At 54.0% G+C, this 21,070-nt stretch carries 23 protein-coding genes; 6 read left to right on the top strand and 17 right to left on the bottom strand.

Annotation, left to right across the window (positions count from 1 at the left end; translation table 11 throughout):
• The first annotated feature begins 7 nt into the window (after nucleotides 1–7).
• From aliB to MLE19_RS08920, 4 genes are all read left to right on the top strand, one after another.
• Entirely contained in the window at nucleotides 8–1,147 is a 1,140-nt protein-coding gene (gene aliB, locus MLE19_RS08935; RefSeq protein WP_240717830.1) for a cyclohexanecarboxyl-CoA dehydrogenase, read from the top strand.
• An 11-nt stretch (nucleotides 1,148–1,158) separates the two neighbouring features.
• Nucleotides 1,159–1,698, top strand: coding sequence for a MarR family winged helix-turn-helix transcriptional regulator (locus MLE19_RS08930; RefSeq protein ID WP_240717829.1), 540 nt, complete (start codon nucleotides 1,159–1,161; stop codon nucleotides 1,696–1,698).
• 95 nt (nucleotides 1,699–1,793) lie between these two features.
• Entirely contained in the window at nucleotides 1,794–3,014 is a 1,221-nt protein-coding gene (locus MLE19_RS08925) for an ABC transporter substrate-binding protein (RefSeq protein ID WP_240717828.1), read from the top strand.
• Between the two features lie 65 nt (nucleotides 3,015–3,079).
• Complete coding sequence (locus MLE19_RS08920; RefSeq protein WP_240717827.1) at nucleotides 3,080–3,748, top strand: nitroreductase; 669 nt, start codon at nucleotides 3,080–3,082, stop codon at nucleotides 3,746–3,748.
• A gap of 134 nt (nucleotides 3,749–3,882) precedes the next feature.
• Here MLE19_RS08920 and MLE19_RS08915 read toward each other — a convergent pair whose 3' ends face one another.
• Nucleotides 3,883–4,359: a MarR family winged helix-turn-helix transcriptional regulator gene (locus MLE19_RS08915; RefSeq protein WP_240717826.1), complete on the bottom strand. Its 477-nt coding sequence runs from the start codon at nucleotides 4,357–4,359 to the stop codon at nucleotides 3,883–3,885.
• A 169-nt stretch (nucleotides 4,360–4,528) separates the two neighbouring features.
• On the opposite strand from MLE19_RS08915, the gene MLE19_RS08910 reads away from it, so the two are divergent.
• Nucleotides 4,529–5,542, top strand: coding sequence for an AraC family transcriptional regulator (locus tag MLE19_RS08910; RefSeq protein WP_240717825.1), 1,014 nt, complete (start codon nucleotides 4,529–4,531; stop codon nucleotides 5,540–5,542).
• A gap of 23 nt (nucleotides 5,543–5,565) precedes the next feature.
• Here the strand turns inward: MLE19_RS08910 and MLE19_RS08905 are convergent, their stop codons facing one another.
• From MLE19_RS08905 to MLE19_RS08895, 3 genes are all read right to left on the bottom strand, one after another.
• Nucleotides 5,566–6,630 carry a TRAP transporter substrate-binding protein gene (locus MLE19_RS08905; RefSeq protein WP_240717824.1) on the bottom strand — a complete coding sequence of 355 codons (1,065 nt, stop codon included), beginning with the start codon at nucleotides 6,628–6,630 and terminating at the stop codon, nucleotides 5,566–5,568.
• Nucleotides 6,631–6,701: 71 nt separating this feature from the next.
• Nucleotides 6,702–7,679, bottom strand: coding sequence for a 3-hydroxybutyryl-CoA dehydrogenase (locus MLE19_RS08900; protein ID WP_240717823.1), 978 nt, complete (start codon nucleotides 7,677–7,679; stop codon nucleotides 6,702–6,704).
• Nucleotides 7,680–7,703: 24 nt separating this feature from the next.
• A complete protein-coding gene (locus MLE19_RS08895) occupies nucleotides 7,704–8,810 on the bottom strand; it encodes an NAD/NADP-dependent octopine/nopaline dehydrogenase family protein (protein ID WP_240717822.1) in 1,107 nt (368 codons plus the stop codon).
• Between the two features lie 522 nt (nucleotides 8,811–9,332).
• Here MLE19_RS08895 and MLE19_RS08890 point away from each other — a divergent pair.
• Entirely contained in the window at nucleotides 9,333–10,370 is a 1,038-nt protein-coding gene (locus tag MLE19_RS08890) for a TRAP transporter substrate-binding protein (protein WP_240717821.1), read from the top strand.
• A gap of 85 nt (nucleotides 10,371–10,455) precedes the next feature.
• Here the strand turns inward: MLE19_RS08890 and MLE19_RS08885 are convergent, their stop codons facing one another.
• The 13 genes from MLE19_RS08885 to MLE19_RS08825 all read right to left on the bottom strand — a co-directional run bounded on the left by MLE19_RS08885 (nucleotide 10,456) and on the right by MLE19_RS08825 (nucleotide 21,062).
• Complete coding sequence (locus tag MLE19_RS08885; protein WP_240717820.1) at nucleotides 10,456–11,238, bottom strand: class II aldolase/adducin family protein; 783 nt, start codon at nucleotides 11,236–11,238, stop codon at nucleotides 10,456–10,458.
• Nucleotides 11,239–12,309: a ketopantoate reductase family protein gene (locus tag MLE19_RS08880; protein WP_240717819.1), complete on the bottom strand. Its 1,071-nt coding sequence runs from the start codon at nucleotides 12,307–12,309 to the stop codon at nucleotides 11,239–11,241. It abuts the gene before it with no gap.
• An 11-nt stretch (nucleotides 12,310–12,320) separates the two neighbouring features.
• Nucleotides 12,321–12,887 carry a nuclear transport factor 2 family protein gene (locus tag MLE19_RS08875; RefSeq protein WP_240717818.1) on the bottom strand — a complete coding sequence of 189 codons (567 nt, stop codon included), beginning with the start codon at nucleotides 12,885–12,887 and terminating at the stop codon, nucleotides 12,321–12,323.
• A 50-nt stretch (nucleotides 12,888–12,937) separates the two neighbouring features.
• Nucleotides 12,938–13,870, bottom strand: a complete 933-nt coding sequence (locus MLE19_RS08870; RefSeq protein ID WP_240717817.1) for a flavin reductase — start codon at nucleotides 13,868–13,870, stop codon at nucleotides 12,938–12,940.
• 36 nt (nucleotides 13,871–13,906) lie between these two features.
• Nucleotides 13,907–14,098: a 2-hydroxymuconate tautomerase gene (locus MLE19_RS08865; RefSeq protein WP_240717816.1), complete on the bottom strand. Its 192-nt coding sequence runs from the start codon at nucleotides 14,096–14,098 to the stop codon at nucleotides 13,907–13,909.
• Nucleotides 14,099–14,141: 43 nt separating this feature from the next.
• A complete protein-coding gene (locus MLE19_RS08860) occupies nucleotides 14,142–15,170 on the bottom strand; it encodes a TRAP transporter substrate-binding protein (RefSeq protein WP_240717815.1) in 1,029 nt (342 codons plus the stop codon).
• Between the two features lie 117 nt (nucleotides 15,171–15,287).
• A complete protein-coding gene (locus tag MLE19_RS08855) occupies nucleotides 15,288–16,616 on the bottom strand; it encodes a TRAP transporter large permease (protein WP_240717814.1) in 1,329 nt (442 codons plus the stop codon).
• Complete coding sequence (locus MLE19_RS08850; protein ID WP_240717813.1) at nucleotides 16,609–17,157, bottom strand: TRAP transporter small permease subunit; 549 nt, start codon at nucleotides 17,155–17,157, stop codon at nucleotides 16,609–16,611. The genes MLE19_RS08855 and MLE19_RS08850 overlap by 8 nt, the downstream gene beginning before the upstream one ends.
• Before the next feature lie 24 nt (nucleotides 17,158–17,181).
• Nucleotides 17,182–18,138, bottom strand: a complete 957-nt coding sequence (locus MLE19_RS08845) for a PDR/VanB family oxidoreductase (RefSeq protein ID WP_240717812.1) — start codon at nucleotides 18,136–18,138, stop codon at nucleotides 17,182–17,184.
• 16 nt (nucleotides 18,139–18,154) lie between these two features.
• Nucleotides 18,155–18,913 (bottom strand): SDR family NAD(P)-dependent oxidoreductase, encoded by a 759-nt coding sequence (locus MLE19_RS08840; protein ID WP_240717811.1) that lies wholly within the window; start codon nucleotides 18,911–18,913, stop codon nucleotides 18,155–18,157.
• Nucleotides 18,913–19,398 (bottom strand): aromatic-ring-hydroxylating dioxygenase subunit beta, encoded by a 486-nt coding sequence (locus tag MLE19_RS08835; protein WP_240717810.1) that lies wholly within the window; start codon nucleotides 19,396–19,398, stop codon nucleotides 18,913–18,915. The genes MLE19_RS08840 and MLE19_RS08835 overlap by 1 nt, the downstream gene beginning before the upstream one ends.
• A gap of 5 nt (nucleotides 19,399–19,403) precedes the next feature.
• Complete coding sequence (locus MLE19_RS08830) at nucleotides 19,404–20,678, bottom strand: aromatic ring-hydroxylating oxygenase subunit alpha (protein ID WP_240717809.1); 1,275 nt, start codon at nucleotides 20,676–20,678, stop codon at nucleotides 19,404–19,406.
• 39 nt (nucleotides 20,679–20,717) lie between these two features.
• Nucleotides 20,718–21,062, bottom strand: coding sequence for an IacB protein (locus tag MLE19_RS08825; RefSeq protein WP_240717808.1), 345 nt, complete (start codon nucleotides 21,060–21,062; stop codon nucleotides 20,718–20,720).
• Nucleotides 21,063–21,070 lie beyond the last annotated feature (8 nt).

Below are 21,070 nucleotides of genomic sequence, written 5' to 3'. Positions count from 1 at the left end.
AAGCGTCATGAATTTTGCATTTACCGAACAGCAAGAAGCCATTCGCGACACCATCGCACGGTTTGCCAGCGAACGATTAGCGCCTCGCTATCGTCAGCGCGAGCAGGCGGCATGCATTGAGCGTGAGATCGTCTCCGAGTTAGGCCAGATGGGCTGCCTGGGCGGTGAGCTACCCGAAAATTTCGGTGGCAGCGGGCTGGACTGTATTACCACTGGCGTGATTGTTGAAGAGATCGCCAGGGGTGACTTTAATGTCGGCTATTTGCCGCTGCTCGCTTCTCTTAATGGTCAAATCATCGCCCATCACGCCCGGCCGGAATTGGCCCAAGAGTGGTTATCAGGCATTACGGCTGGACATAAGATCTGCTGTATCGCGCTTACCGAGCCGCACGGCGGTTCAGATGCTGCCAACCTTAAGCTCAAAGCGACCCGTGACGGTGATAGCTTTCTGCTAAATGGTGAAAAAACCTCCATTTCCATGGCCGATCAGGCGGATGTAGCGGTGGTCTTTGCTCGTACTGGCACACAAGAGCAGCGCGCCAGCGGCATCAGCGCGTTTTTAGTACCCATGGAGAGCCAAGGTATTTCTACCAGTCGCTTTGAGGATTCAGGCCAACGAGCCATTGGCCGCGGCTCTATTTTCTTCGACAATGTGCGCGTGCCTGCCGACCACATGCTAGGCATCGAGGGACAGGGCTTTAAGCAGGTGATGCAGGGGTTTGACTATAGTCGTGCGCTGATTGGTTTACAGTGTTTGGCTGTTGCTCAGCAGTCGCTGGATGAAACCTGGCAGTGGCTCACCCAGCGTGAAGCCTTTGGCCAGCCGTTAGCCGCCTTCCAAGGCTTGACCCATCCATTGGCGGAATACCAAACCTACGTACAAGCGGCGCGGCTGCAGTGTTATTACGCGCTGTGGTTAAAAGACAACCAGCGTCCGCATACCGCTGAAGCGGCAATGAATAAGTGGTGGGGACCGAAGCTAGCCTTTGATGTGATCAAACAGTGCATGCTGGCTCACGGGCATACGGGCTGGGGGGAAGATTTGCCGTTTTCCCAGCGTATGCGTGATGTACTAGGGCTGCAGATTGGTGATGGCACGGCTCAGATTATGAAAAATATTATTGCGCGTCAGTCGGTCTCTGCGTGAACGCTGGCTTCTTGCTTGTCTCACTTGATCGCCTGGGCGCTGACTCTATCGACCCAGTCAAGGATATGCCGATGGCGAGTGAAGACGACAAAAGCGTGGAAAACCGACTTTTTTTTCGGCTTTTTCAGGTCAGCAATATTCTGCAAAAGCAGACGATAAGCGAAGTGGGCCTGACCACCGTACAGTGGGCAGTGCTGGGCGCCCTTTCACGCAAAGGCTTTGAAGAGGGTATTTCGTTTAATGCGCTTACCGAGTATTTGGTGGTTAGCCGTCAAAGCCTGGACGGCGTGCTCAAGCGTTTAGAGCGCGATGCTCATGTTGAACGTATTGCTCATCCCGATGACAAGCGCGCACGAATTATTTTACTGACCAGCCAAGGTCGCGCCTTTTGGGAAAGTTTACAGCCCCGTATTCATGAGTTTTACCGTGATGGGCTTGGCAGTTTTTCCTTCGATGAAACCGTCAGCTTATTGCACTACCTCAATAAACTTCAGCACGATTTAGAAAATACCGCGCTAAACGCTAAGGAGGAAACGACCGAAACACCATAACCAACCCAACGAACGGCGCTGTTAAAGCGCACTCAGTATTACTACCCATACCGATAACAACAATCTGCCTCGTCTTGCGCGGGGTTGGGGGTTCTATGTCTGCTCTAAATAAACAACCATTAGTCATTGCGTTAAGCATCGCATTTGCCAGTGCATTCAGCAGCGCTCAGGCAAGCGTCAGCGATAATGAAATCCGTATCGGCTATTTATCCGATATGTCAGGGCCCTATCGCGATTTAGCCGGCCCTGGTGGTTTGGAAGCGGTGAATATGGCAGTCGAAGATCACGACGGTGAGATTAATGGCGCACCGATTGTGGTGTTTAGTGGTGATGATCGAAACAGCGCTGATGTGGGTGCCAATACCGTACGTGAATGGATCGATCAGCGTAATGTCGATATGGTCGCAGGCATGGTGGCCTCGTCGGTGACTATTGCTGCCACGCAGCTTCTGGCTGAAAACGATAAGCTTGCCATGGTGGCGGGTGCCGCAGCACTGAGCATCACCAACGAGTACTGCACACCTAACCATGTGCAGTGGGTCTACGACACGTACGCCATGTCTAATGGAGCCGCCAAAGCGATACTCGAAGAAGGGGGTGATAGCTGGTACATGATTACCGCTGACTATGCCTTTGGCCACTCGCTGGAAAACGATGTCACCGCTGTCGTGGAAGCGCATGGCGGCGAGGTTCTGGGTAGCGTGCGCCATCCGCTAAATACCAGCGACTTCTCCTCGTATGTGCTGCAAGCGCAAAGCTCAGGCGCCAAGATCGTAGGGCTGGCGAATGCGGGGGCCGACACCGTTAATGCGATCAGCACAGCGGGGCAATTTGGCTTATCACAGTCCGGTCAATCACTCGCCGGTTTAATGGTATTTTTAAACGATATACACGCGCTGGGTTTAGAAAGCACCCAAGGTATGCAACTAACGACCGGCTGGTACTGGGATTTGAATGAGGCTTCAAGGGCCTGGGCAGAGCGCTATCAAGCGCGTACCGGCCGGATGCCCACCATGGTACAGGCAGGCGTTTACTCCAGCGTTATGCACTACTTAAATGCCGTTGAAGCCAGCGGTACGGACGACTCAGCTACCGTTCGCGCCATGATGCAAGACACGCCCATTAACGACATGTTCGCCACCAACGGCTACATTCGTGATGATGGTCGCATGGTGCATGATATGTACCTAGCCAGAGTGAAAACACCGGAAGCCTCGAGCGGCGAGTGGGATCTTTACGAAATACTTCGCACGATTCCGGGTGAAGAAGCTTTCCAATCGCTGAAAGAGAGCCGTTGTCACTTGGTCACCCAATAACATCATTCCAATTCGCGCGGTATGCTCGCGGTAGGGCACCGCGCGGCTTTTTAAGGAGTGCCTGCATGCATGTAGATACCGCCATTACCAGCCGCAAATCGGTGCGCCGTTTTCTCACCACTCCTGTCGACCGCGCAACGATTATGCACATATTGCAGATTGCGAGCCGCGCGCCTAGCGGTAGCAATATCCAGCCTTGGAAAGTGCATGTGGTGGCGGGTGCCGCTAAAGACCAACTGTGCCAGCGGTTATTGAACGCCGTAGATCTCGGCAAAAGCGATCCACCCGAGTATCACTACTACCCGCAGAATTGGTTTGAGCCCTACCTGGAACGCCGCCGACGCTGTGGCTTTGGGCTTTATGCCACGCTAGGCATCGGCCGCGAAGACAAAGCCAAACGAGAAGCCCAGGCACGGCGGAATTTTCACTTTTTTGATGCGCCCATAGGGCTTTTCATCACCATGGATCGCCGCCTGGAAGCCGGTAGTTTTATGGATTGCGGCATGTTTATCCAAAGCATCATGCTGGCCGCCCGGGGCCAAGGTCTACATACCTGTCCCCAGGCTGCTTTTGCTTGGCACCACACGCTTATTCGCGACGAGCTTAAGTTGGATGAAAGCTCGCTACTGCTCTGCGGCATAGCGCTAGGCTACGAAGACACTCAGGCACCCGAAAACGGCTTTATTACCGAGCGTGAAAGCGCGGAGAATTTCACGACTTTTCATGGCGTTTAAGCACAAAAAAGCCCAAGCAGAGCTTGGGCTGAAAATATGAATTGAAAAGGGCTGAGGGCTATTCGAGTCCCTCAAAGGGCAGGCCCTCATAGCTTTTTTTTAAACTATTAAGATTTTCGCCTCTGACTGCAACATTAGAGAGCGTTTAAGTTATGAAACATCCTACTCAAGCATTGATTGATGTGAATAATGTCCTGCTTACTGAAATCGGCAAAGGCTTTTTCCACCAACCGGCTAGTGACTTGCCGCGCAATATCCAGCTTTGCCTCACCCGCATCGGTAAGCTCTACTTCAGTGACGCGACCATCCTGCGGGCTAGCTTCTGTTTTAAGCAAACCCGACTCTTGCATTCGGTATACAATTTTGGTTGTAGTTGACAATTTTGCAACAGCGTGTACTGATATATCCGACATGCTAAGGCGCCCATGTTCATGTAGGATCATGAGGATACGCCACTTTGACGAACTGAGTCCGTGCGGTTTCAGCAGTGAATCGACATCAGCGCTGTATTTAGCATTCAGCCTCGCGACCCAATAAAAAGGAAAATCACGCGAGCGAAACTCATCGGCAAGAGGAAAAAAGGAAGACGATAATTCATCCTTGTCGACCATAAGAAGCACGCCATCCAAAAAAATAGTGGATTATTCTAGCATATATCCATTCGAGTGTAAGCGCCTGGGGCCTCTAGAGATAGAGCATGCCATCAACTGGCACGGCCGATATTACTTCGGTACCAAACCCCAAAACCATCACCTGCCTGGTGCTTTGTTGAGGTGAACCATGGGTATAACACCGTTTCTGCTGCAGCACGATATTGTGCGCACCGATTCACAAGATGTCATTCGCGAGCATGTTACCCACTACCTGTGCCCACATCGCATGCGTTTATTTGATGGCCCGCGACTTGCCTCACGTTTGAGTGCCGTCAGCTTCGACCAACTGGCTATTATCGAACTGCAGTATGGTGCCAATGTCGAAATTGACCCTGTCGAAGAGTCGAACGTTTACCTGTTTCGTATCACTCTCGAAGGTCAGGGAACCATCGTATACGCTGACCGGCAGGTGAGTATGGTTCAGGGAGGTATTACCGTCACCTCCCCCTGTCAACGCGCCCTCATTCAAACCTCTCCGAACTGCCATAACATCATCGTTCGAGTACCGCGCTATAAGTTGGAGCAACGCTTGTCGTGTCGGCTCGATCAACGCATTGATCTTCCGATCATCTTTGACCACTACTTCCCCGAGCACTATCCCGGCACGGTTTTTCTTCTGGATACCATCAAGTATTTTGCCCGTCTCACCGACTCTCTTCACCAGCAAAATGCCCCGCGCCAGCAGATCAAGCTGATGGAAGAGTACTTATATGACAGCCTGCTGGGGCTGTTCATGAACAACTACAGTCAGCGCTTGAATGGTAACCCCTCTCCTCTTCCACACTATGTAAAAAACGCCAAAAATCGTATTGACCAGAACCTCAAGCAGGGTATTGAGCTCGATACTCTGGCCTCGATGGTTGGGGTGTCAAAGCGCACGCTGCAGTACGGCTTCCAGCAATTTATCGGGCTCTCACCCAAAGCCTATTTTACTCAGCAACGTATGAAGAGTGTGCACCGGGCGCTGCTTCATGCCCCTCGCGGTCACCGCGTTACCGACGTCATCATGCAGCATGGCATCAACAGCCCTGGCCATTTCTCCGCACAGTACAAGGAGGTCTATGGGATGACCCCCGTGCAAACGCTACAGTCAAACCGCGAACATACTGCCGGGAACGAATTGGCCAACGACTTACCATGAGCCTACTGTCGGCTCTGCTCCTCTTATTCGGCCTCGGTACGATACTCCTCGATCAGCTCACGCATTCTTTCTGCAAAGGCGTACGCGGGAAGGCCCTGCTGCTCTGCATCCGACAGGATAGTTTCATTGACCGGCGCAAGCTGGTCATCCCAACGGCTAGCCTCATCATCGGCGAGCGCTATTACTTCAACGCCCTCTTCCTGCTGCGCCCACTCGAGTGAACGCTGTATATGCTCATCGAGATATTGGCCGGTGAAGGTTGCCATCTCCGGTGCCAATTCGTCGATAACCGCCTGGATATCATCAGGGAGCGCCTCCCACTTCTCTCTCGACATCAGCGCTGCAAAAATGGTGTTAGTTAAGGGGTAATCGGTCACGTACTTAGCCAAACGCGCGAACTGCATATCCATTAGCACTTCCCGGGAAGCCGCATACCCATCGATAATGCCAGATTGAAGTGCCTCGCCGGCATCGGCCTGCGACATACCGACTGCTGTTACCCCCAATGCATCCAGCGCCCTGGAGTTATCGCCGGAAATTCTGATTTCCAGCCCATCCAGGTCTTCCAGTTGACGAATCGGTTCAATGGTCTGGAAATAGGCAGGCTCCGAGGTAAAGGCCGTGATGACCTTGAACTCTTCGAGTTCGGGCATCTGCTCACCAAACTCTTGAATCAGTTGGTAAATCATGCGGCTGGCTATTTCTGAATTGACGTCCTGACCAGTCAGGCTTCCGGCCAAGTTGATCAGGGGAAAACGGCCCGGCTCGTAAGAGGTGGCTGAAAGCCCTATATCCGCAACACCATTCAGCACACCATCGTACATGTTGCTGGCTGTGAGTAAGGAGCCCCCTGGGAAGAGGTCGACCTCGACACGCCCACCGGTACGTTCATTGAGCTCTTTCGCCCAGTGCTCCATCTGAACGGCAGGAAAGCTCTGCGCTGGGGCAAAAAAAGCATAGCTGAGAGTAATCACTTGGGCGTCGTCGCTAGGCTCACCGGCTACCCCCTCCTGTGCATCGCTACACCCCACCAACGCCATTGCAGCTATTAGTGCTGTTAACGCTCCCATCTGTGTACTGGTTTTCATTATGACTATCCTCGGCGAAAACCTACAGGAACAGCATGGTTTCCAATAGGCGCTTTATAGGCTGTGAAGGATTAATAACGGGTAGTGACTGTCGGCATCAGGTCAAGTAGCTCAAGACGCTTTAGAAAAGCGTCGGAGCGCTGCCTTCGGTAGTTCGACAGATCGACCCCTGAGTAGTCGAAGAAGCCCACGCCGTCTTGAAAGCCTCTACGTTTCTCTTGCATATTCCGAGTAATAACCTCAGGTGACTTGAAACGGTTATCCAGCTTGTCGCACAGGTAGTTGGAGGCGTAGAAAAGCGTATCGCCACCGCCCCAATCGATGAACTCCAGCACTCCCAGCACCGAATAGCGCAACCCTAGCCCAACCCGGATGGCCACATCGATATCCTCGGCGCTAGCAACGCCCTCCTCGACCATACGCGCGGCTTCATTCATGAGCAGCACCTGCAGACGGGGAATGATGTAGCCCGGCGCCGCCTCGCACAGCACCGGTACTTTTCCTATCCCTTTAAGCACCGTAAACAGCGCATCAACATAACGCTGCTCGGAATCCTTGCCCCGGCTTACCTCCACTAAGGGCATCAAATGGGCAGGATTAAGCCAGTGGGCGTTCATAAACCGGGCCGGATGGCTAACCATGCAGGCGAGTTCGGTGACCAGAAAAGTGGACGTCGTTGATGCGATAACAGCCTCTTTATCCAAATGTCGGCTTGCCCAGGCCAGCCCTTGCTGCTTAATCTCGCTGACTTCAGGCAGCGCCTCGAAAGCCAAACAGCTTCCCGCCACCATCTGCACCTGCTGATCATCCACGATACGAAGTTGCTTCACCATTGAAGCAATATGCTCTTCCTGAATGAGCCGCTTCTCCTGAAGGTACTTGAGCTCCGTCATTAGCCTGCTGCGAGCCTGCTCATAATAGTGCTCACGCTCTTCAGGGCTGCGTGGCTTGAAGTCGATCAGCACGACCTCCTTGCCAGCCAAAATAAATGAGAGGGCAATACCTTCTCCCATTCTTCCAGCTCCCAAGACGATGATATTGTCCTGCATGATGCGGTCTCCTCTATCGGTAGGTCAGGCTTGAATGCCATACGTCAATAAAGAGCGCATCTGCGCCTGAGAGAGCGAATCCAGTCCCAGCATTTCCAGCGTTCGGCCTTGGGCATAGAGATCTTGGCCTGTGATCGCCGAAGCAATGCTCAACAGCCCCTCCGCCACTGGCGTGGGCTGCCCCGCCCAGCGGCCAACCGATACGATGAAGGAGAGCCCCATTCGGGTGTCCTCCAGCATGTAACGATGGCTATGAAGGTCGATGTTCTCTCGCCAGTCGCCACTATCGGTCAGTTTGCCGTGGGCGCCACGACCATACATCCACTCCTCGCCTTCGGAGGCGTAGTGGTTAGCAAGAGGAAAATGGGAGGGCTTGTAACCCAACTTTTCACGCACCGCGATACGCTCATTATCTAGCGCGGTGGTCACGCTGCGGATAGAGGGCTGGGTTCCTTCGTTATGAATATCCCAGGCATCAAAATGCTCCAACGGCCCCGCATTCATCATAATTAAAGGCGGGTGGATAATAGGGCCAGCGTTCATTAAGGCGCCACTGAGTCCATCCTCGATGGGTTCAACGCTGGGGTAGGCCTCCCGCAATACAGAGAAGGCATGTGCTGATAGTTCGCTGGGGAAGACGCCGGTAGGGAGCCGGGTTGCATAAACGCTGATGACTACCTTATTAGCACCGTGCTTACGCGCCAAATAAGGAAGCGTTCCCGTTTCACAGAAGGCCACTTGGCTGTCGTTGCCTGCTTTTCGCATCGCTCGGTGGAACAGGTAGCTGCCGAATGTACCCGGCGGTAGAAAGACCACCTGATCATCCCGTAGTAGCGTGCCCAACTGGTCGGCTAGGGTGTCATGAGACGTGGCGGGTAAGGGCACAATCAGCAGCTCCGCCTGTTGCGTCGCCTCCGCCAGACTATCTGTTAGAGATAGTTGATCCTTGTTAGTACCAATCTGAATACGCCGTTCGCCGTGCGCATCCTTCACATCCAAATAGCCCAATTTACGCAACTCTTGCAGAGCATTGCCATCCCGACGCCACAATGTCACATCGAAACCTTTCTCCACCATCTCGATGGCTGCGGCGTAGCAACCATGTCCACCGCCAATAACGCTGACTTTCATGCTTATCTCCGTTTCTTGTTAACGCCTTCAGGCATCGTTAAACGGTACAGTCATCGGGTTACTGACGGATATCCACAATGCGCAACCGATATTCAAAAAACGCAACTAATAACGGCTCGCTGAAACAGGCCATCTATCGATAAAGCCAACCCACTCCTTTCATGGAAGTGAGCGTTGTTAACCACTACTCGAGTCGAGGCGTCGAACTTATGGGGTAGTGAGTATGAATGCACCAAGACATGCACTTTATTCACCAAGTTGCGCTTGAGTGGTGCCTTGCCAGTAAGAAGTGACGAAATGCGTGCTTATCTAGACTCACATAGCAACCTTCGGCTCGCGTTAAGTAAATAATAATTTAGGCGTTTTTAAACAACTGGAACTCAACTTGCACCGTTTCCAAATGACGGCTGTTAACTTAACAATTTACTTTACTTTTCATGTGATGTTGAATGTTTATACGCTGCTTCATGACCGGCATTCAACAAACAACAAATAGAGAGGATGTTCCCAATGGCGATCAACATGCACAAAGAACACGCGCTTTTGCAGCACCGACCCTCACTGCTGCGTTTAAGCAGTCTCGTGGCGGGTGTGATGCTAAGTTCAGCGACGCTGGCTAGTGATATCAACCTCAATTACGCTTTCTTTGCTCCCGCTCAAACGTTTCCCGGTGTGCAGATGCAGTTCTGGGCCGATGAACTTGAAAAACGCACTGAGGGAAAGGTCACCGTCAACACCTTTCCAGGTGGCACCCTGCTCACCGCCAGCAACATGCTGGATGGCGTACTCAATGGCGTCGCCGATATTGGCCTTACGACAACCTCCTACGAGCCTGCACGCTTTCCGTTACTGAACCTGATCGGTGATTTCAGCGGTATCGATGTTAACTCTGAAGTGGCAAGCCAAGTTGCCTACCAATTGGTACGCGAGTTTCCCCAGGAGCAGTTCGGTCTTGAGGATTTCAAAGTGATTACTGTGTTTACTTCCGAACCGGGGTATCTCCAGACGCGAGAACAGGTGAGCACGCTTGAGGATCTATCCGGCCTGGAAATTCGTGTGCCGGGCGAGTCCGACACTCTGCGCACACTCGGGGCCGTGCCGATTGGCATGTCTCAAGCTGAAACCGGCGAAGCGCTCCAGGCCGGCATTGTTCAAGGGGTTGCTTCCTCCCGCGAAACCCTGATGGATCTTCAGTACGCCCGCTATCTCGACTATATCGTGGACTATCCCCTATCCAATGTTGTGATGCTGGCAGTGATGAGCCGACAGCGCTGGGAGTCGTTACCGGAAGATGTCCAACAGGTCATTGACGAGCTCGGCGCTGAGGCCTCTCAGTACGCCGGGCACTATCTTGATAATCATGTTCGCGAAGCCATCAACTGGGCGCAGGATAACCATGATTTGGAGGTTGTCACCCTAAGCGAAGAAGAGCAAAGTCGCTGGGCGGGGCGTATCGAACCGCTCAATGAGCAGCGTATCGAGCAGGTTGCGGCGCAGGGCCTACCGGCAGCGGCACTATACGACCGCATGCTGGCGTTAATCGAGCAATACCAGCAGTAACGTGAATAGATCGGTGGGCCGCCCATCATCAGCCATGAGGCAAACAGGCGGCCCATCTGCATATCTATTTTAGAAAGGGCGTGGCTTAGAATGGGAGTGGACGTTCGGACTTGAGCTTACGCACCATGGCAGTAAAGAACTCGTTGGCAAAGCCGCTTTCACGAATCAGTTCGGCGGTAAGGTCGGCACACTTCTGACTAATTGAGGTATCGATTTCCACATCCTCGCCACCCAAAGCCCCTGCTGCGCACTGGTTTTCCGCCGCCCGCTGGACGGTCCACAATAGAAACAGCGCCTTCTCAATCGAGGACTCGCCCACGGCAATCCCATGGTTACGTAGCACCAGCACGTGCTTGTTACCCAGGCTCTCCAGCATGCGCGTTTTCTCGTCGGCGAAGAGCGTGATGCCTTCAAAATCATGGTACCCCACGCGGCCATAGAGTTGGGCACCGTAGAAATCGTGGTGGGTAAAGCCCTTTTTCTTCTGCACGATGGCCGAGATGGGAACAGTATGGGTATGCAACAGGCAGTGGATATCCTCCCGCGCCCCGTGCACTGCGCTATGCAGAGCAAAGCCAGCGGGATTGGCGTTGTACTCAGAGGCCTCAACCTTGTTGCCGTCCAGGTCGACCTTCAACAGATTAAGCGGTGTCACTTCCGTGTAGTTGAGACCGAAGGGGTTAACCAAATAATGATTATCTGAGCCCGGCACTCGGGCAGAGATATGGTTGAAAATGGTTTCCGTCCAGCCGAAGAAATCGATTAGATGGTAACAGTAGGCGAGTTTAAGGCGCTGCTGCCACTCATCTTCGCTGCAGTGATCAGGTTTTAGAACGTTATTCGGCATGAATAATGGCTTAATAGTCATCTAAGAATTCTCCTTGCCACCGTGGGCATGTGACTGACGAAGAGCGCTGTCTTCAAAGTATCGCGTAAGGTGAAGAATGGACTTGATAGTGGGGACGGAAATACGCTTCCTATCCGCCAGTTCGATCACGCCCTCGACGATCGCCGCGAGTTCGAGAGCACGCCCCTGTTGATAGTCCTGCAGCATAGAGGTTCTGACCGCCCCCATACGTTCGCCAAGATCAAGAAGCTCCTGCAACGTCATCTCAAGGCGACCGCCATAGGCGTGGGCTGTAAGACGCGTTTCTTCAAAAAGTTGGCTTACGATCTTTTGCAGGGAGGGGTGGCTATACAGCTGTGCCAGCGTGGTACCTGTCATCACCGAGAGGGGGTTGGACGTCAGGTTAGCAGCGATTTTGCTCCATACGGCATCTCTAATACGCTCTGTATGGCGCGTCGTGATGCCACCGTTTTCCAATACCTTAACAAGCGTTTCCATACGACCATTCGCGGCGTCGGGCGTGGCGACTATATCGCCAACAATCAGTCGTGGCGGGGTATTTGAGATCGCGACGCCCGGTGCCTGCAAATGTGCCGCAATATAGACGACGCATCCGATGATGGCGCTGGCAGGTAGGCAGCGAACCAGCTCACCTCCCGGGTCTACCGCTTCTATATGGACTGTTTCTATAGGGGCTGTGTTTACAGGGGCTGTGTTGGCGGCACAAAGCTCCACGGCATCCATGAGTAACCACCATGGCGTACCGTTCACCATCGGCACTAGGCATGTGTGCTGGTCGAACAGCGGTTGTAGTTGTGGCAACAGGGAGGGTACAGAGTGGGCTTTAGTACACAGAAAGACGATGTCTTGCTTACCAAGCTCACCACCATTATCCGCAGCAATGACGCTGGCGGTGTGTTGCCCCTGCTGATCGATGAGGCAGACACCATTTCGCTTGATGGCCGTCAGCGTGCCACCTCGAGCCAGCACGCTGACGGTATACCCTGCCAATGCAAGGCGCGCCGCTAGGGTAGTACCGATGGCGCCAGCACCCACGATAGCTATTCTTGGGGAAGCAATGGAGGCTAGCATTAGGTTCCTCCTTAGGGTTTCATTAACACCGACGCAGCAGGAAAGTCCGTTGCCCAGCCCTCTTTCAAGGGGGCTACAAACACATTTTCCGTCCGTGTGCGGGTAATTAACCAGCGCCCGTCATCCTGCTTCCTAAAAGCGTTATTAAGCCGCGATGAACGCAGAAGCGAGCTACCATCAGAAAAAATCCACGGCTGGCAGTGCACCCACTGCCCAGTCGCCGCATTGCCCTTGACGTGAATCTGTTCAGAGGTCAGGTAGTGCACATTCAGGAGTAATTGAGGATCTTTTTTCTGCCCCCAGAAATTCTCGAAGTGGCGTCGAATAGCCGTAGCTCCCTCTAGACGTCCAAACTGACCGTCGTAATACTCACCGACCCCCTCCCACACTGCATCATCAGTATAGAGCGCCATGATTTGATTAATGCGCTGCTCATCATTCTCGACACCGTACTCCGGCATAGGGGTGTCACAAAGAAACATATACCGGGTTTGAATCCGACGAATTTCGGACTCGGCCTCTAGGGTATCGACGCGATCCATAAGCCGTTTAAACGCTGTTGCAGACACTTCCGTCATATCATTTTCCTCTGGTGGTAGCGCTATTTTCTACTCTTCGTCGTGACTCGTCAGGGAGTTCCTAGCTGCCCAATAACACGCTCAAGCCCCGCTTTCAGAGCGCTCACCTCCTCCTCGCTCACGCCTTCAAATACCTTCTGCTCATACTCCCGCGCCATTTGCAGCAGCTTGCGCGCCAACTCGCCTCCCGCATTCGTCAGGGCAACGGTAGCGGCGTTATCATCACGGTCACTTACCAGCCCCCGGCGGGTCAGACCGCTTAAAGTGTCCTTCAGGTCTTCGGTGGGCTGAGCAACACGTTGGGCAATGGTTTCAAGGGGCAGCGCTCCTCGATCAAGTAGCAGGGTCAGCACCCGCCACTCCTTCTCATCCACTCCCATGTGTTCGAGGCGAGGGTAGAAATCCTTACGATAGGCAGACAGGGACTGACGCAACAGATAGAGAAAGTGATGCCCCAGCAGGCCCTCTCCCGTCTCGACCTCCTCTTGGGGAATCGTCATCGGATGGGGCTCAGGCAGGGCATAGCGCCCATTGTGGAAGACTAAAGCGCCACGACCATCCTGGTAGTCATACTTCAGCACCTCCCCGACGATGATGAAGTGATCTCCGCCTTCGTAAACCTGCCAGGTGCGGCACTCAAAATGGGCCACGGCGCCGACTATTCGTGCGCTGCCCCCTACCGCCTCTTCAAGGTCGATCCCCTGGAACTTGTTCTCACCCCGCTGGGCGAAACGGTTAGAGATGGGCACCTGATCACTGCCCAGTACATTGACCACAAAGTGCTCTGCCTGGCAGTAGGCATCCAGGCTATAGGCGCTTTTATCGATGCTCCATAGAATCAGCGGCGGTGTCATGGAGACGGCATTGAAGCTGCTTGCCGTTACGCCATAGTGCTCACCTCCCGTATCACGGGTGGTTATCACTGTTACGCCAGTGGCAAACTTTCCCAGGGCGTTTCTAAAATCTCTGGTATCAATACTCATAAACTGTCTCTCTTGTACTATTTATGCAGAGGAGTATCAGCGGCCTAGTTTTTCACCGGTGACGCCACCTATCCCATACTCACTTTTGGGCACCTCGCTGATAATCACCCGAACGTTCTCTTTAGGTGCGCTTATCGATGACACTACGGCATCGGTCACCTCACTGATCAATGCCTCTTTTTGCTGCGCTGTTCTTCCTGACATCATGTAAACGTGAACGGTAGGCATCGCAATCCTCATTATCCGTATTTGAGCGGTTGGCTCGGGGTGGTTAAAAAGCGGTTAGCTCGCGGTACTCGTCATAGCGCTCGCTAAAGTTTTGATACGATTCAATGACGTCGGCAAAGTCGTTATCACGCTGAGCCGCTTCTTCCAGCACCTCCTCTGTGGCCAACTGCAAGGCAGCCAACACCTCTTCAGGGAAGCGTTCAACGGTTACTCCAGCGCTGCGAAACTCTTCCAGGGCGGCGGATTGAGCCTGCATATCGTGGGCAAACATACGAATGCTCAAATCACTGCAGGCATTGCGCACGGCCAAGCGCTGGCTTTCTGCCAATCCGACCCATACGTCAGCGTTAACCAGCAGTTCATTGAGGCTGCCGGGCTGATGCCAGCCAGGGAAGTAGTAGTGCTTGGCAACTTCAAAGAACCCCGCACTGGTATCAATGGAGGGAAAGCTGAGCTCAGCGGCACCAATGCGCCCCGTATCAAGCCCGAGAAACGTCTCGCCAGCAGGAATGGAAACCGGCGACACTCCCAAGCGACTAATCACCTCTCCCCCCAGACCACTAATGCGCATGCTCATGCCATTGAGGTCTTCAACATTGGTGATTTCCTCGGTGAACCATCCGCCCGCTTCAGAGATCATGCTACCGCAGGGAATCGGTACGACATTATGGGGTGCGTACAGCGCCTCCCACAGTTCGAGACCGCCGCCGCCATATAGCCAGGACAGGTACTTCGGCACATCGGGGCCGAAGGGAATGCTTTGAAACAGCGCGGCGGCCGGAATCTGACCTGCCCAGTAGCTGGCGGCCGACCAACCTGCGTCCAGGCTGCCGTTACCGACGTTCTCCAGAATTTCGAAGGGGGGCGAAAAGGAACCGGCATCATAAGGGGTGAAGGTCAGCTCCCCGTTGGTCGCTGTGGCGACATCCTCGACAAAGCGATGTATGGAGGTATCGATGACCTCAAGACTGAAGGGAAAAGCGGATTGCAGGGTCAAATTCTGGGCCATCGCAGTGGAGGCGAGTAGCGACGCTCCAGTACCGATAATGGTGCTCTTCAAAGACAACTTCATGGTGTTAACTCCTGTTCTATTTGTTTCGTAAGTTCTATCTCTTAAGTTCTATCTCTTAAGTTCTATACCTTAAGTTCTATGCCTTAAGTTCTTTGCGGTGATGGTTGATGCAACGGCTTACAGCATGAGTAGCCCCGGAAACAGCAGGATCAGTAGCAAGACGAACAGTTGGATGGCGATGAAGGGCAGTACGCCTCGATAAATATCCAAGGTGGCAACGCGATCACCCACGGCCCCTTTCAAATAGAAGAGTGATACGCCGAACGGGGGAGTGAGAAAGGAAGTCTGCAAATTGATTGCAAACAGAATGGCAAACCACACCAGTAGCGCTCCACCGGTAAGCCCATTCGACAGCTCCAACTGGGTGATGATAGGCACAAAGATAGGCATCAGAATCAAGGATATTTCCAGCCAGTCCAGGAAGAACCCCAGCACGAAAACCAGCAATAGGATGAGGATTAACACACTCCAGCTGCCTCCCCCCATCAGTCCCAAGCTGCTGCGAATTAAGCCATCACCGCCGACCCCTTTAAAAATTAGCGAGAAGCAGGTCGCCGTAATGACCAACATCATGATCATGGCCGTCGATACCACAGTCTCTCTCGCCGCTGTCACGACCGATTCCACATCGATTTTCTGCATGACACCGGCAAACCCCAACACCGCCAGCACGCCTACACCGCTAGCCTCCGTAGGCGTCGCCACCCCATAGACGATGGTGCCCAGCACGATGGGGATCAGTACGAGAAAGGGGAACAAAGCCAGCAGGTTGCGCCAAACACCACCACCTTGCTGCTCATCTGGTGGGCGTTTGATATCGGTTAAAGGCGAACGCCGCTGCCCCCATGCAAGGGCAAGCGAATAGAGTGTGTAGAGCAGTAGCAGCAAAGCACTCGGGATCAAGGCAGCCTTGAACAGATGGCCGACGGGTACCGACACCAGGCTGGATAGAATGATCAGCATCACGGAAGGCGGCATCAGAATGGCGAGCGTGCCCGATGCTGAAATGAGCCCCGCCGACACCGATGCTGAGTAGCCAGCATCGAGCATTCGGGGCAGCGCCAATACCGCAAGCAGGACAACGGAAGCGCCCACCACACCCGTGGTCGCAGCCATCAATCCGCCGATGAACAGCACCGTCAGCGCGAGATGGCCAGGAAGCCTGCGCAGCAAGCGTTCGCTGACGCGGAAAGCATCACGAGCTAGGCCGGTTCGCTCCAATAGCAATCCCATCATGATGAACATCGGTATGGCGACGTAGAGCCAGTTGTTCAGCGCGTTCGCGTATACGCGCGTCAACATGAGATTGGAGAAGGCGAAGGGGAGGTCTGAAAACAGCAGAAAAATGGCCGACACTCCACCCAACACCAGTGCCACCGGATAACCCGATAAAATACCCGCAAATAGCAGCAGCACCATAGATAGAGGCAGCCAATGTTCAAGCATGATCCGAGCTCCCTGACATCAATAACCAAGTTCGTTTCACTAACAGATACACCAGCACCGCCAAAAACAGGGTGATACCGATCGGCAGGGTGGCCTTGATAACGTATATGTCCGTCAGCCCCCCATCTGTCGAGCGCTCACTGGTCAGGTAGGCGCGCTCGACAAATCGATAAGCGGGTAGAAGTAGCAACGCAAAGAAAGGGATACCGAACAGGGCATGCCCAACAATATCGATCCCATGCCGATAGCGTGCCGATAGACGGGAGTGAAACACATCAACCCTAACGTGCCGATCCAGCAGCATGACCGGGGCGATAGCCATCATGATGGCCACTGCAAAAAGCAGTACCTGTAACCCCATTAAAGAGTTAAACGTAATTGCTCCTCCCACCAGCCAATGGGGCGTTTCAAACGCAATGAGTTGCGACACTCCAAACAGGTGCATCAACACCCCCGCACCGATGACAAAGGCGATCAGTAACAGGCACAGGCCACACAGGTTTAAAATCGGCTCACATAGTCTTGTTTTGACGGCGTGCATACGGTTTCCCTTTACGCTGGCAGATCAAAGGTCGAGGACTAGGCGTGCGCTTTTGGCCCTGGAGCAGCACACGGCCATCTGGTCGTTATCTTCCTTTTCTTCTTCGCTGAGAAAGTGGTCACGGTGATCGGGAGTGCCCTCCAGCACCTCGCAGATACAGGTGCCGCAAACCCCCTCTTCACAGGAAACATTGACCTTGACTCCCGCCGCCTTGAGCGCCTGGGCGATGGACATGCCCTCTTCCACCTGAACGGTGACACCACTGGCAACCGCCTCCACTTCAAAAGCGGCACCACTGGTATCCACTTCTGCAGAGAAGTACTCTGAATGCACACGGCTGTGTAGCCACTCCGCCTGACGGGCAGCATTAATCACCCAGTCCATAAAACCGGTGGGACCGCATACATAAAGGTGGGTATGGGCGGGTTGTGACGCCAGCAACGTCTCTATTTCCAGCCGCTGGGAGGCCTCCCCATCATCGAAGTGCATCATTAATGCATCGCCAAAGGCGGCTTCAAGCTCGTCAATAAAAGCGGCTTTTTCACGCCCACGGCAGCAGTAATGCAACTCAAAGGAGCGCCCGGCATCGCGCAGCTCGTACGCCATGGCAATCATGGGCGTAATACCGATACCCCCGCCCACCAACAGGCTATGCGGTGCCGATCCATCCAGGGGGAAGAGATTGCGGGGAGTGCTCACCTTCACCTGAACACCTTCGTGCAGGCGTTCGTGTACCGCCTTGGATCCTCCCCTCGACGCCGGGTCGAGGAGGACTCCTAGCCGATAACGGTGGCGCTCCCCTGGGGGGTTACTCAGCGAGTATTGGCGCACCAGCCCGTCATCGAGGTGGATATCAATGTGAGCGCCTGCTTCAAAGGCAGGCAGATCAGCGCCACTCTCAGCCGCCAGATCGATCACCGCGATCTCATTGGTATGGATATCGCGGCGCACAACGTTCAGGGTCATGATGTCATCTTGCATGGTCATCTCCAGATGCTCAGCGCATGTAAATGCCGCCATTGACGTCCCAGCAGGCACCGTTTACAAAAGCCGCCTGAGGGCTGGCAAGAAAGCTCACCATTTGCGCGACCAGCTCAGGGGAACCCAGCTGGCCTACGGGTATATTGGCAAGCGCTTTATCCAGATTGTCACCGAGCACCTCACGCACCATCGGGGTATCCAGTGGCCCCGGCGCAATGGCATTGCAGGTCACCCCGTCCGCCGCCAAGTCGCGGGCAAAAATCTTGGTCAAGGTCAGAATGGCGCCCTTGGAGGCAGCATAATGAGCGCCAGTGGCGGTACCGCCGTTCTGCCCTGCCAACGACGCCAGGTTGACGATGCGCCCATAGCCACGCGCTCGGAAGTGGCGACCAAAGACTTGGCAACCGGCAAAGACACTGCCGGCATTGGTGGTCATCACTTCGTTAAATTGGGCGGGGTCAATATCGAACACCCCTTGCACTGCGGTGCGGGCTGCATTGTTGACCAGCACTTCGCAACTGCCCCAGCGGGCGACAATCTTGTCCAGCACGCACTGGAAATCCTCTGGCTTGGCGACATCGAGGGTCGCGGTCACCGCGGTTTCTCCGGCCAGGTCGAGTTCGGATGCCAGCGCTTCGGCGGGTCCGGTGTCGATATCGGTGATAACGACACGAAACCCCGCCTTATGTAGTGCGCGTACGATGTGAACCCCGAGCCCACGTGCGCCGCCGGTCACTACTGCGGTCTGAATTTTGTCGGGTAGTGGAACGCTCATCAGAACAAATAGCTGAACGAATTCAGCACTCCATCAGAATTGAGTAGACGAACCACCTTTTCCTGAAGACGGAAGCCGGTATCAGTGGACGTGAGGGTGTAACGCACATTGGCGGCCCAAATGCGCTGACGCCCAAACTTGTCTTCAACCAGGTGCTCAGCGCATGAAACGACAACCGTATTGCCATCGAGGGCATCGATCACAAAACGTGACAGGGTGCGCACGGTCACGGCCGGGGGTGCCGATGAGATCGAGAAACCATCCTGGAAGCGTTTAATACGATCCCGGCGCATCTTGTCATCGTCGTAACAGAGGTTGAGCACTGCCGCGTAATCGTCGACGTCCTCGATAGGAATGATGTACAAGCCCTCTGGCTGCCACAGATCGAGCCAAGCGTCGTACTCTTTTGCGTCCAGAATCGCCGCTTCGTGCCAAATAAACTGCGTGACCTGCCAGAGCAGGTTTTCATTGTCGATTGTGTTCATTTCGCTCACTCCTGCATCATCCGTTTCCACATCGCATAGGCGGCACGCATACCCGTTTCATCCGATACATGACCGCGTGGCCCTGCCTCGCCCGGCACTTCCTTTTCGATGCCGCGATTGACCAGAATCGGTAGTTCGGCACCGCCCTCAACTCCCCGCTGGATTCGCTCCCAGACCTCGGCATCGTCGGGAGAACCAAAGCCCATGGGGCCCTGAAAGTGTTCATGCAAGCGCAGGCGTACGCGATTGGCGATGTCGGGACCTCCCTCCATACCAATGGCAATGTGGCGAATATCAGTTTTATCGACAGCAACGGGCGTCAACACCCGGAAGAAGGCCATTGAGCACGCCACGTTGGGGAACAGATTAAGGTTGAACCCGGAGCCACCTACCGCGCGCACAATGCGGCGGACTTGATCTTCCGGGTAGCCTTCGCCGCGCAGCGCCTGCGCCAACTCTGCAAAACGCTCTGGAATCTTGCGATCAAGATCCTCCTCTAGGTCGACGAGCTCGGGAATCATGACCATGACGGAGTGACCGTTACCCAGGTCTTCAACGAAGCCTTCGCCATCAAGGAAGGTGAACGTTTTTTCGGCTTCCTCATCGAGGGATTGCAGGAAGGATTTATGCACGATCGGAAAGTGATAGGCGTCAGTGGTGTTCTCTAGCTGAACTTTCCAGTTCATTGGCACCGAAAACTGATGTTCGCCAAGGGTTTTTACGGGATACCCACCACCCTGTTTCATAAACAGATCGATCCACTTCTTGGCAGCCCCCAGGAAGTCTTCCAATGACTCAATGCCCTCGTTGAAAGTGGCGAAGATCATGCCCTGATAGCTTTCAACGCGTAGCTTGAGCATCCCATGCTGTGACTTATCGAAATCATCGCCATACTGTTCGGGATTCGGCAAAGCACGCAGACTGCCATCGAGTCCATAGCCCCAACCGTGATAAGGGCATTGGAACGATGAGGTCTTGCCCTTGTGAACCTCGCACACCGTCGCTGCCCTGTGGCGGCAGCGATTAACCATTACATGGATATTGTTCTTACGGTCACGTACCACGATGACCGGTTCACGACCTACTTTGGACAGCTTGAAAGACCCCTTATCGGGGATCTCGCTTGCATGCGCTACCCACACCCAGGTCTTGTGGAAAATCTTCTCCTGCTCTTGCTCAAACAGCTCTGAGCTGGTGTACATCGGGGTCGCAATCTTATCGTTATGGACCAGTTGATCTGGTTCGAGCGCGATGTTTTTGACGTCGATTAATTGGTTCATTTTGTTCTCCTCATGCCTTAGCCAGCGGTTGTTGCTTTTTTATTCAGGTACCACCAACTCACGGCCGATACGCGCTTCGACGCGGGCGTATTTCCAGAGCTTATAGGCGCCATCCCCCACTGGGATGGTGCGGAAGAAGTTGCAGGCGGCGACAACGGCCTCGTAATCAGGGACATCAGCCATGATGTAGGCGGTCCAGGGGGCGGTGGTGGAAGGGCCGACCATGATGCGGTCGTCGTCCATAATCCCCAGGATAGTGACGCCGGGGAGTTCATCGATGCCTTGCATCATCTGGCTGAAGGCTTGCCAGACTTGTTTGCCTTCCTCGGCCGTAGCATTCATGAAATTTTGGTTGATACCGATGCAGAAAAGTACGCGATGCATAGTGTTGA

Origin of the sequence: Vreelandella neptunia, from assembly GCF_022489065.1 — a bacterium.
Taxonomy (GTDB): domain Bacteria; phylum Pseudomonadota; class Gammaproteobacteria; order Pseudomonadales; family Halomonadaceae; genus Vreelandella; species Vreelandella neptunia_A.
Note: the sequence above shows the minus strand (reverse complement) of the source record. Positions and strands in the feature narration are given on the sequence as shown.

Bases quoted from the DNA above. Each gene is read 5' to 3' on its own strand.
- MLE19_RS08910 (WP_240717825.1), top strand. From the start codon at position 4,529: ATGGGTATAACACCGTTTCTGCTGCAGCACGATATTGTGCGCACCGAT.
- MLE19_RS08870 (WP_240717817.1), bottom strand. From the start codon at position 13,870: ATGAGTATTGATACCAGAGATTTTAGAAACGCCCTGGGAAAGTTTGCC.
- MLE19_RS08900 (WP_240717823.1), bottom strand. From the start codon at position 7,679: ATGCAGGACAATATCATCGTCTTGGGAGCTGGAAGAATGGGAGAAGGT.
- MLE19_RS08885 (WP_240717820.1), bottom strand. From the start codon at position 11,238: ATGACTATTAAGCCATTATTCATGCCGAATAACGTTCTAAAACCTGAT.
- MLE19_RS08865 (WP_240717816.1), bottom strand. From the start codon at position 14,098: ATGCCTACCGTTCACGTTTACATGATGTCAGGAAGAACAGCGCAGCAA.
- MLE19_RS08850 (WP_240717813.1), bottom strand. From the start codon at position 17,157: ATGCACGCCGTCAAAACAAGACTATGTGAGCCGATTTTAAACCTGTGT.
- MLE19_RS08920 (WP_240717827.1), top strand. From the start codon at position 3,080: ATGCATGTAGATACCGCCATTACCAGCCGCAAATCGGTGCGCCGTTTT.
- MLE19_RS08860 (WP_240717815.1), bottom strand. From the start codon at position 15,170: ATGAAGTTGTCTTTGAAGAGCACCATTATCGGTACTGGAGCGTCGCTA.
- aliB (WP_240717830.1), top strand. From the start codon at position 8: ATGAATTTTGCATTTACCGAACAGCAAGAAGCCATTCGCGACACCATC.
- MLE19_RS08925 (WP_240717828.1), top strand. From the start codon at position 1,794: ATGTCTGCTCTAAATAAACAACCATTAGTCATTGCGTTAAGCATCGCA.
- MLE19_RS08895 (WP_240717822.1), bottom strand. From the start codon at position 8,810: ATGAAAGTCAGCGTTATTGGCGGTGGACATGGTTGCTACGCCGCAGCC.
- MLE19_RS08835 (WP_240717810.1), bottom strand. From the start codon at position 19,398: ATGAACACAATCGACAATGAAAACCTGCTCTGGCAGGTCACGCAGTTT.
- MLE19_RS08905 (WP_240717824.1), bottom strand. From the start codon at position 6,630: ATGAAAACCAGTACACAGATGGGAGCGTTAACAGCACTAATAGCTGCA.
- MLE19_RS08890 (WP_240717821.1), top strand. From the start codon at position 9,333: ATGCACAAAGAACACGCGCTTTTGCAGCACCGACCCTCACTGCTGCGT.
- MLE19_RS08845 (WP_240717812.1), bottom strand. From the start codon at position 18,138: ATGCAAGATGACATCATGACCCTGAACGTTGTGCGCCGCGATATCCAT.
- MLE19_RS08825 (WP_240717808.1), bottom strand. From the start codon at position 21,062: ATGCATCGCGTACTTTTCTGCATCGGTATCAACCAAAATTTCATGAAT.
- MLE19_RS08830 (WP_240717809.1), bottom strand. From the start codon at position 20,678: ATGAACCAATTAATCGACGTCAAAAACATCGCGCTCGAACCAGATCAA.
- MLE19_RS08875 (WP_240717818.1), bottom strand. From the start codon at position 12,887: ATGACGGAAGTGTCTGCAACAGCGTTTAAACGGCTTATGGATCGCGTC.
- MLE19_RS08855 (WP_240717814.1), bottom strand. From the start codon at position 16,616: ATGCTTGAACATTGGCTGCCTCTATCTATGGTGCTGCTGCTATTTGCG.
- MLE19_RS08840 (WP_240717811.1), bottom strand. From the start codon at position 18,913: ATGAGCGTTCCACTACCCGACAAAATTCAGACCGCAGTAGTGACCGGC.
- MLE19_RS08915 (WP_240717826.1), bottom strand. From the start codon at position 4,359: ATGGTCGACAAGGATGAATTATCGTCTTCCTTTTTTCCTCTTGCCGAT.
- MLE19_RS08880 (WP_240717819.1), bottom strand. From the start codon at position 12,309: ATGCTAGCCTCCATTGCTTCCCCAAGAATAGCTATCGTGGGTGCTGGC.